The sequence below is a fragment of the Shigella sp. FC1567 genome, assembly GCF_001743015.1.
Taxonomy (GTDB): domain Bacteria; phylum Pseudomonadota; class Gammaproteobacteria; order Enterobacterales; family Enterobacteriaceae; genus Escherichia; species Escherichia coli.
In genome coordinates this window covers 1-9944 of sequence record NZ_MIIV01000069.1, presented here as the reverse complement: position 1 = coordinate 9944, position 9944 = coordinate 1, and the positions used below count along the sequence as shown (strand labels likewise).

The 9944-nt window shown below is 50.4% G+C and carries 8 protein-coding genes and 4 pseudogenes; 4 read left to right on the top strand and 8 right to left on the bottom strand.

Going from position 1 to position 9944, the window contains the following annotated elements; genetic code table 11:
• Positions 1–248: transposase (locus BHE85_RS05735; protein WP_000567707.1), on the bottom strand; the 248-nt coding region annotated here is incomplete at its 3' end.
• A gap of 95 nt (positions 249–343) precedes the next feature.
• Here BHE85_RS05735 and yliI point away from each other — a divergent pair.
• A complete protein-coding gene (yliI, locus tag BHE85_RS05730; RefSeq protein WP_000555031.1) occupies positions 344–1459 on the top strand; it encodes an aldose sugar dehydrogenase YliI in 1116 nt (371 codons plus the stop codon).
• On the opposite strand, the pseudogene gstB reads toward yliI, so the two are convergent.
• Positions 1456–2081 (bottom strand): annotated as a pseudogene (gstB, locus tag BHE85_RS05725) (glutathione S-transferase GstB). The gene yliI and the pseudogene gstB sit on opposite strands and share 4 nt — an antisense overlap.
• Positions 2082–2327: 246 nt before the next feature.
• Between gstB and dacC the strand changes: the two are divergent.
• Positions 2328–3519 (top strand): annotated as a pseudogene (gene dacC, locus BHE85_RS05720) (serine-type D-Ala-D-Ala carboxypeptidase).
• A gap of 46 nt (positions 3520–3565) precedes the next feature.
• Here dacC and deoR read toward each other — a convergent pair.
• Both deoR and ybjG read right to left on the bottom strand, forming a co-directional pair.
• On the bottom strand, positions 3566–4324 hold the full coding sequence (deoR, locus tag BHE85_RS05715) for a DNA-binding transcriptional repressor DeoR (RefSeq protein WP_000450111.1): 759 nt from the start codon (positions 4322–4324) through the stop codon (positions 3566–3568).
• A 57-nt stretch (positions 4325–4381) separates the two neighbouring features.
• Complete coding sequence (gene ybjG / locus BHE85_RS05710; RefSeq protein ID WP_000892317.1) at positions 4382–4978, bottom strand: undecaprenyl-diphosphate phosphatase; 597 nt, start codon at positions 4976–4978, stop codon at positions 4382–4384.
• A 284-nt stretch (positions 4979–5262) separates the two neighbouring features.
• On the opposite strand from ybjG, the pseudogene mdfA reads away from it, so the two are divergent.
• Positions 5263–6493 (top strand): annotated as a pseudogene (mdfA, locus tag BHE85_RS05705) (multidrug efflux MFS transporter MdfA).
• Positions 6494–6533: 40 nt separating this feature from the next.
• Here mdfA and ybjH read toward each other — a convergent pair.
• The 3 genes from ybjH to BHE85_RS05690 all read right to left on the bottom strand — a co-directional run bounded on the left by ybjH (position 6534) and on the right by BHE85_RS05690 (position 8927).
• Positions 6534–6818: a protein YbjH gene (gene ybjH, locus BHE85_RS05700; protein ID WP_000605478.1), complete on the bottom strand. Its 285-nt coding sequence runs from the start codon at positions 6816–6818 to the stop codon at positions 6534–6536.
• A gap of 85 nt (positions 6819–6903) precedes the next feature.
• Entirely contained in the window at positions 6904–7719 is an 816-nt protein-coding gene (ybjI, locus tag BHE85_RS05695) for a 5-amino-6-(5-phospho-D-ribitylamino)uracil phosphatase (protein ID WP_001299614.1), read from the bottom strand.
• Complete coding sequence (locus BHE85_RS05690) at positions 7719–8927, bottom strand: MFS transporter (protein ID WP_000217848.1); 1209 nt, start codon at positions 8925–8927, stop codon at positions 7719–7721. Before BHE85_RS05690 ends, ybjI begins: the two co-directional genes overlap by 1 nt.
• A gap of 83 nt (positions 8928–9010) precedes the next feature.
• Here BHE85_RS05690 and rcdA point away from each other — a divergent pair, with 83 nt between their 5' ends.
• Positions 9011–9547: a DNA-binding transcriptional regulator RcdA gene (rcdA, locus tag BHE85_RS05685; protein ID WP_001297003.1), complete on the top strand. Its 537-nt coding sequence runs from the start codon at positions 9011–9013 to the stop codon at positions 9545–9547.
• Positions 9548–9651: 104 nt separating this feature from the next.
• On the opposite strand, the pseudogene BHE85_RS05680 reads toward rcdA, so the two are convergent.
• Positions 9652–9852: pseudogene (locus BHE85_RS05680) on the bottom strand (tyrosine-type recombinase/integrase); the annotation flags it as partial.
• Positions 9853–9944: the final 92 nt, after the last annotated feature.

The window sequence follows — 9944 nt, the reverse complement described above, 5'->3', positions numbered from 1 at the left end:
AGTTCTTTAATCTGCTTCATGGCGGCAGCAAGTTCAGAGGCAGGAACAACCTGTTCTCCGGCGGCCACAGCAGTAAGACTTCCTTCCTGGTATTGCTTACGCCAGAGAAATAACTGGCTGGCTGCTACACCATGTTGCCGGGCAACGAGGGAGACCGTCATCCCCGGTTCAAAGCTCTGCTGAACAATTGCGATCTTTTCCTGTGTGGTACGCCGTCTGCGTTTCTCCGGCCCTAAGACATCAATCATCTGTACTCCAATGACTAGTCTAAAAACTAGTATTAAGACTATCACTTATTTAAGTGATACTGGTTGTCTGGAGATTCAGGGGGCCAGTCTACGTTATGCATCGACAATCCTTTTTCCTTGTGCCCCTTATTTGTCTTTCTTCCGCTCTCTGGGCGGCTCCTGCAACGGTAAATGTCGAAGTACTGCAAGACAAACTCGACCATCCCTGGGCACTGGCCTTTTTACCCGATAATCACGGTATGTTAATCACTCTGCGCGGCGGCGAGTTGCGTCACTGGCAAGCAGGAAAAGGATTATCTGCGCCGCTTTCCGGAGTTCCGGACGTTTGGGCGCACGGGCAGGGCGGCCTGCTGGACGTGGTTTTAGCGCCTGATTTTGCTCAGTCTCGCCGCATCTGGTTAAGTTATTCCGAAGTTGGCGATGATGGCAAAGCCGGAACTGCTGTGGGTTATGGCCGCTTAAGTGATGATCTCTCAAAAGTGACCGACTTCCGCACCGTCTTCCGCCAGATGCCAAAACTGTCTACCGGCAACCATTTTGGCGGGCGGCTGGTATTCGACGGTAAAGGTTATCTTTTTATTGCTCTGGGCGAAAACAATCAGCGCCCGACGGCGCAGGATCTGGATAAATTACAGGGCAAACTGGTGCGTCTGACCGATCAGGGCGAAATCCCGGATGATAATCCTTTTATAAAGGAATCCGGTGCGCGCGCCGAGATCTGGTCTTATGGCATTCGTAATCCGCAAGGAATGGCGATGAATCCGTGGAGTAATGCACTGTGGCTGAATGAACATGGCCCGCGCGGTGGTGATGAAATTAATATCCCGCAAAAAGGCAAAAACTACGGCTGGCCGCTGGCAACCTGGGGAATCAACTATTCAGGCTTTAAGATACCGGAAGCGAAAGGGGAGATCGTCGCCGGGACCGAGCAACCTGTTTTTTACTGGAAAGATTCGCCCGCTGTGAGCGGCATGGCCTTCTATAACAGCGATAAATTCCCCCAGTGGCAGCAAAAATTATTTATTGGCGCGCTGAAAGATAAAGATGTCATTGTGATGAGCGTCAACGGCGACAAAGTGACAGAAGATGGCCGTATTTTAACGGACAGAGGGCAGCGAATTCGTGATGTTCGCACTGGACCCGACGGTTATTTATACGTTCTCACCGACGAGTCCAGTGGGGAATTACTTAAAGTTAGCCCACGCAATTAGCTAACGGGAATCATCACCACTTTGCGCACTGCGGGGCGTTCAGTGAGTTGCTGATACCAGCGTTGCAGATTTGGACGCGGTGTCCAGGTCAGGCCAACGTTAAACAAATTGTAGATGAACGGTGCGATAGCGATATCGCCCACACCAAACTCGTCGCCAGAGAACCATTTTACTTTTGCCAGTTCCGCATCGAGCAGGGCAAACAGGGCGTCGCACTCTTTGCAACTGGCATCAATGGCGGCCTGATCGCGCTCTTCCGGTGGTGTTCTGACTAATCCCATCAGGATCCCTCGATGGGCATTACTGAGCGTCTGGTTTGCCCAGTCCATCCATTTTTCCGCTTCCGCACGACGTGCCGGTGAGTCGATCCACAGGCGTTTTTGCCCGTACTGTGCCGCCAGATAGCGGACAATGGCGTTTGATTCCCAAAGAATGAGATCACTTTCGTCGTCACGCAACAACGGCACCAGCCCGTTAGGGTTCATCGCCAGAAAATCAGCATCGTGATTTATCCCAAACTCACGGCCCGCGAGAATTTGCTCATAAGGTAGTTCCAGTTCTTCGAGCGTCAGCAATACTTTTTTACGTTGGTTGAATTATTCCGACCCCACAGCGTAATCATACTCACCCCTTTTCCGACAGGCAGCCACAGGCTGAACAGGACTCCGATGGTGAAGTAAAGTTAACTTTTAAGCAACAGCTGGCAAAAAAATGACACCAGAAGCAGCGAAGCGGCAGGATATTGCATAAACTTTAAAAACTTTACCAACTTACGGTTTCTTTAAGTTTGTGTGTGCGTTATTAATCACCGAACTTATCATACGGCGATATAACGTATTTTTTTTGAATGGATACTCGGGTGGCATTTATGACGCAATACTCCTCTCTCCTTCGTGGTCTTGCAGCGGGTTCTGCATTTTTATTCCTTTTTGCCCCAACGGCATTCGCGGCCGAACAAACCGTTGAAGCGCCGAGCGTGGATGCGCGTGCATGGATTTTAATGGATTACGCCAGCGGTAAAGTGCTGGCAGAAGGCAATGCGGATGAGAAACTGGATCCCGCGAGCCTGACTAAAATCATGACCAGCTATGTGGTTGGGCAGGCGCTTAAGGCCGATAAGATTAAACTCACCGATATGGTGACGGTCGGTAAAGATGCCTGGGCGACGGGAAATCCGGCACTGCGTGGTTCATCGGTAATGTTCCTCAAACCGGGCGATCAGGTTTCGGTGGCAGACTTGAACAAAGATGTGATTATCCAGTCCGGTAATGACGCCTGTATTGCGCTGGCCGATTACGTTGCCGGGAGCCAGGAGTCATTTATTGGTCTGATGAATGGTTATGCCAAAAAACTGGGTCTGACCAACACTACCTTCCAGACGGTGCACGGCCTGGATGCGCCGGGGCAGTTCAGTACCGCGCGCGATATGGCATTGCTGGGTAAAGCATTGATCCACGATGTGCCGGAAGAGTACGCCATTCATAAAGAGAAAGAGTTCACCTTCAACAAAATTCGTCAGCCTAACCGTAACCGTCTGCTGTGGAGCAGCAATCTGAATGTTGATGGCATGAAGACAGGAACCACGGCAGGCGCGGGATATAATCTGGTTGCTTCGGCTACCCAGGGCGATATGCGTTTAATCTCCGTAGTGTTGGGGGCGAAAACTGACCGATGAGTCTGAGAAATTATTGACCTGGGGTTTCCGCTTCTTTGAAACCGTGACGCCAATTAAACCTGATGCCACCTTTGTGACTCAGCGCGTCTGGTTTGGTGATAAGAGCGAAGTGAATCTCGGGGCAGGCGAAGCGGGCTCAGTGACCATACCGCGTGGGCAGCTGAAAAACCTGAAGGCGAGCTACACGTTAACGGAACCGCAGCTTACCGCACCGCTGAAAAAAGGTCAGGTTGTCGGGACCATTGATTTCCAGCTTAACGGTAAATCCATTGAGCAGCGTCCGCTGATCGTGATGGAAAATGTGGAAGAGGGCGGATTCTTTGGTAGGATGTGGGATTTCGTGATGATGAAATTCCATCAGTGGTTCGGCAGCTGGTTCTCTTAATCTTCTGATAACCGGATGGCGCGAAACGTCATCCGGTTATACGTCATTAATACATCAACTTAATACGGTGCGTCTGCGCGTACTTCACATACTCATCTTCCGGGCAACAATCACTCACCACAATATCAAAGCGTTTCAGGTCACCCATGCGCGCCGGACGGACCTTGCCAAATTTACTGTGGTCGACAACCAGCACATGCTTTTGCGCCATCGACATGGCCCAGTGTTTTACCGGCAACTCTTCAAGATTAAAACAGGTAGCGCCTTTACTGACATGCACGCCCGCCGCGGAATAAAAAGCGATATCCGGGCAAAAATTATTCAACGTTTGCTGAAAATCGATGGGTTTGAAAATGGCGTTGCTGGCGTGAAATTCACCACCGCACAGAAATGCGCGGCAATGGGGTTTCTCTTTCAGCGCCAGAAAGGTATTTAGCGAATAACAAACGGCGGTAAAAGGGATTTCATTATCAATCGCTTCAATAATCCACGGCGTGGTGGTGCCACAGTCAAAAAAGAGGGTCTGATCGGGTTCTACCAGTGTCGCAGCCAGTTTTGCCGCCCGGCGTTTTTCTTCCACCAGGCGGGATTTTTGATCGCTTAACAGGTAATGGCTGGCACTATGCGGTTCCAGAACAATATAGCCGCCGAGCAAAACGACGGGCGCACTGTGGTTGTTCAGATCGCGACGAATCGTCATCTCCGAAACCCCAAGCAGGGCGGCGGCGTCTTTAAGATGTAACTTATCGCTGCGTTTTAATTCTTGCAGCAGCTGCCCGATACGCTCTTCGCGACGTGTTTCCATAATCCCTCTGAATAGTTATTGAAGCGAGCCGCTCAATACTACACTTTTTAGCAGAGATCAGTCACGCACCCAGCCTTTGCGGATCGGTAATGCAAAACAGAAGCGATACCACGATTGCAGACGTTGATAGAGTTTATGCCCCATCGCTTGCCAGATAATCTGGGCACTAAGGCAGCCAATCATACCTGCCAGCAATCCACCGAGCATATCCAGCGGCCAGTGGACGCCAAGATAAACGCGCGACCAGGCAATGACGACGGCCAGCACCATTAAAAGTGAGCCGGACCACAGGCGATGCCAGCATAAAAATGCCAGTGCAAAGGTGAAAATCACCGTACCGTGGTCGCTTGGGAATGAGTCATCCGCCGCATGATGCAGGAAGTTATAGCCGATATTTTCGACAAAGGGTCGGTCGTGCGGAAAAAGATGTCCCATCGTCCAGGACACAAACAGGCTGACCGCCAGCGCGATAGCGATTTTTATCACCAGTTGCCGTTGTGCTGTAAGCCCCCACAACCAAAGCACCGCGGCCAGCAGCGGCACCACGGTAATCAAATCTTTAGCAATAAAAATCGCCAACGAGATCATCCACGGAGCCGAGTCTGGCGTCGCGTTAATAAGAGAGAATAGAGAGAGATTCAAATTTTCCAGCATAACTTCCCGACGCAAAGTGATTAAAAGGGAGCCAATACAGGCAAGTCGTTGAGAATAAAGTGCAGGTTAAACTGGGTAAAGCGGCATCGTCTTATTTCCCTCAAGCGGCCTGTTTACGGTGGGTGATTGTAACGGGCATAGGTTAAATAAAACTTAAAGAAAGCGTAGCTATACTCGCAATAATGTAAGAATGTGCTTAACCGTGGTTTCAGCTACAAAATTCGCTTTCTCGTTAGCTGCGCTTTTATTAAACTCTGCGCGATTATTATTGGCGAAGAAATTGCATGCAAAATAAATTAGCTTCCGGTGCCAGGCTTGGACGTCAGGCGTTACTTTTCCCTCTCTGTCTGGTGCTTTACGAATTTTCAACCTATATCGGCAGATATGATTCAACCCGGTATGTTGGCCGTGGTGGAACAATATCAGGCGGGCATTGATTGGGTTCCTACTTCAATGACCGCATATCTGGCGGGCGGGATGTTTTTACAATGGCTCCTGGGGCCGCTGTCGGATCGTATTGGTCGCCGTCCGGTGATGCTGGCGGGGGTGGTGTGGTTTATCATCACCTGTCTGGCAATATTACTGGCGCAAAACATTGAACAATTCACTCTGTTGCGCTTCTTGCAGGGCATAAGCCTCTGTTTCATTGGCGCTGTGGGATACGCCGCAATTCAGGAATCTTTCGAAGAGGCGGTTTGTATCAAGATCACCGCGCTGATGGCGAACGTGGCGCTGATTGCTCCGCTACTTGGTCCGCTGGTGGGCGCGGCGTGGATCCATGTGCTGCCCTGGGAGGGGATGTTTGTTTTGTTTGCCGCATTGGCAGCGATCTCCTTTTTCGGTCTGCAACGAGCTATGCCTGAAACCGCCACGCGTATAGGCGAGAAACTGTCACTGAAAGAACTCGGTCGTGACTATAAGCTGGTGCTGAAGAACGGCCGCTTTGTGGCGGGGGCGCTGGCGCTGGGATTCGTTAGCCTGCCATTGCTGGCGTGGATCGCCCAGTCGCCGATTATCATCATTACCGGCGAGCAGTTGAGCAGCTATGAATATGGCTTGCTGCAAGTGCCTATTTTCGGGGCGTTAATTGCGGGTAACTTGCTGTTAGCGCGTCTGACCTCGCGCCGCACCGTACGTTCGCTGATAATTATGGGCGGCTGGCCGATTATGATTGGTCTGTTGGTCGCTGCTGCGGCAACGGTTATCTCATCGCACGCGTATTTATGGATGACTGCCGGGTTAAGTATTTATGCTTTCGGTATTGGTCTGGCGAATGCGGGACTGGTGCGATTAACCCTGTTTGCCAGCGATATGAGTAAAGGTACGGTTTCTGCGGCGATGGGAATGCTGCAAATGCTGATCTTTACCGTTGGTATTGAAATCAGCAAACATGCCTGGCTGAACGGGGGCAACGGACAGTTTAATCTCTTCAACCTTGTCAACGGAATTTTGTGGCTGTCGCTGATGGTTATCTTTTTAAAAGATAAACAGATGGGAAATTCTCACGAAGGGTAAAAAAATGCCTGACTGCTTTGTGCGATCAGGCATTCTCGAATTAATGGTGATGGTCGTCAATCTGGTGTTCGATAACCATCCCTTCACCTACGCTGGCAAGATGGCGAGCATAAGGATGCGGGCGGTAAGCCGGAGCTGGCGCAGGAGCCACATAGACGGTTTGCGGCACAGTCGCGACGCTGACCGCTTGTGGAACGCTGACTGAATCAGGAACTACAACCACTTTGTATCCACTCGGCACATCGACGGTGACACTTTGCGCCATCGCCACACCAGTAAAGCCCATTAAAAGCGCGCCCAACAGTAGACAATTTTTCATAATCATTTCGCCTGAAATAATGCAGCGGGTTAATTTCCGCGAATTATGCAGCCTTCATTCAGGTATTGTGTTGCCGGGCGTGCTGCCGTTTTTATTGGTCAAATGGCGCTTCGTGTTTAAGCACTTTATCGATCACATCCAGTACGCCTTCACGGTTATTGGAGCCTGCCCGGTATTTTGCCGCTGCGACGACCGCGCTGCCGGCATTTTCCATTGCAAAACTAAAGCCTGCCTGACGCAGCATCTCAATATCGTTACCGCCATCGCCAAAGACCACCACTTCGCTGTCGTCTATTCCCCATAATTTCTGCAGTTGGCGAAGGCCATTGGCTTTATGTACGCCGGGGATAATCAGATCGATGCTGCCGTTGCCGGTGTGGACTGGCACCATAATATCGCCGATGGCCTCATGTAATGCTTTTTGTACTTGTGGAATCAGTTCATCGGAAAGATTCAGGCCAAACTTAAAGAAAATATCTTCTAAGTTGTCAAAGTTATCAACGTATTCCAGACGGTGATAATACATTTCCGCCACCGTTTTCATGGCATCGTCATATTTTTTGAGCGTATAGGCGCTATTTTTTCCGCAGGCAATAATTTCCACTTCCGGGCGCGTCAGCAAATGTTCCACGACAGTAGTAAAGGCATCCTTCGACAGCTCGCCATTAAAAACATCTTTGCCTTCACTCACTACCCAGCCGCCGTTTTCAGCCACAAAGGCAATTTCATTAGCAATTTCAGGGAAGAAAGAGATCAACTGATAATATTGATTCCCGCTGGCGACCACAAAGCGAATGCCTTGTGCTTTCATTTGCTGATACTGAGCCATAAACCGCTCACGGTTATAGGTTTTTTGATCGCTTAAGAAAGTACCATCCATGTCTACCGCAATTAATTTAATGCTCATCAACTATTCTCCATCGCCGTCTGCGTTTTGGTATCGGGTTTGGCGACGGCTTTCGCGACAATAGCCGCGAGAATAACCAGCGCCAGTACAACCAGCATTGCACTACGTAATCCATAATGTTCGCCGAGATAGCCCAGCAGCGGCGGCCCGACGAGGAAAGCCAGATAACCGGTCGTTGCTACCACACTGACGCGGGTTGGTGCATCGGGGCCGGTATCGCTGGCGGCAGAAATGGTCAGCGGGAAGCCCAGCGAGGCACCCAGTCCCCAGAGTACAACAGACACCCCAGCGACCCAGGCGCTATCGACAAAAATAATCAGCCCAATACCCAACGCCCCCATTAGTGCACTGGCCCGAACCACGGCAACGCGACTGTAACGGTCGATGAACCAACCGCCAGTGAAGCGTCCAACGGTCATCCCCAGGGTAAAACCGGCATAAATCAGCGAGCCGGAAGTAGGGCTAAAACCGTGACCGTCAACCATTAATAAGGGTAACCAGTCGTTGGCAGAACCTTCGGCAAAGGCCATCGCCAGCACTACAACACCAATCAACAGCAACTGGATATCGCGATAAAAAGGAATGCCTTTTTCGCCATGCTGGGTGCCATCGGCAGCATTTTTGCCCGTACCGTCAGGGATTGCCTGAATGGCGATATAAATAGGCGCGATACCTACCAGCGCCGCCAATAAAATGTGCACCGTTGCCGGAACGCCAAAGGCCGTCAGTGCCATCCCGACACCAGCGCCTGCCAGCGTGCCCAGGCTATAAAAACCGTGCATCATCGGCAAAACCGTTTTATTCATTTCTCGCTCAACGGCGGCACCTTCAACGTTTATCGCCACTTCCGCAGAACCAAAACTTGCCCCAAAGACGCCGAGACCAACGGCAAAGAGCAGGGGCGATGTCAGCCAGAGTGCCAGACTTAATATCATCATCCCGATCAATGCGCAGGACATCGTGACCAGGATGACATTACGTGTCCCAAAGCGTTTCACTAACCACGCCGAGCAGAGAATACCGCTCATCGAACCGATCGACAGACCAAAGAGAACACCGCCCATTTCAGCGATCGAGACAGAGAGAATATCGCGGATAGCAGGCGTACGGGTTGCCCAGGACGCCATTAACAGGCCTGGCAAAAAGAAGAACATAAACAGCGCCCAGGTTCGGCGTTTCAATGCATTACGTGAAGAATTTACGGTCATAGATCACGTCAAAATAAGAAGAGGGAAGACAACATTAGCAAGGTTGTGTACATTTGTACACAATTGCAGACAGAGGAAATGACATGCGTCGCGCTAACGATCCGCAACGGCGAGAAAAAATTATCCAGGCCACGCTGGAGGCGGTGAAACTTTACGGAATACATGCTGTTACGCACCGCAAAATTGCTACCCTTGCCGGGGTACCGTTGGGATCGATGACCTACTATTTTTCAGGAATTGATGAGTTGTTGCTGGAGGCGTTCAGCAGTTTTACTGAGATTATGTCCCGGCAATATCAGGCATTTTTTAGCGATGTTAGTGATGCTCAAGGCGCATGCCAGGCTATCACCGATATGATCTACAGCTCACAGGTTGCAACGCCGGATAATATGGAGCTGATGTACCAGCTCTACGCGCTGGCTAGCCGAAAACCGCTATTAAAAACGGTAATGCAAAACTGGATGCAGCGCAGTCAGCAAACGCTCGAACAATGGTTTGAACCCGGAACCGCCCGCGCGCTTGATGCGTTTATTGAGGGGATGACGCTGCATTTTGTCACCGACCGTAAGCCGCTATCGCGCGAGGAGATTTTGAGGATGGTTGAGAGGGTTGCAGGGTAGTAGATAAATTTTAGATAACAAAAAACCCATTTATGTAAACGGGTTAATGAAAACAATAAGTTAGATTAAAAACAATAAGTTAGGTTGGTGGTCAGTGGTGGTTATTACGGGGTAATGCCAACCGCTGCCGCCACTTTGTCGCCACTTGGCAGCGTTGCCAGAGGATTGAAACGGAGCGCCGTTTCCAGATGATCCGGTGCCAGATGTGCGTAACGCATAGTCATTTTTATATCGTGGTGTCCGAGAATTTTTTGTAAGGCCAGAATGTTTCCACCCGACATCATGAAGTGCGCCGCAATGAAGTGGTCAACAAAAACTGGCCACCGAGTTAGAGTTTTTCCAGTATCGATTTTCCGATTCGTTTGGGGGGAACCCACCGTTATATTCGTGCGGTCTT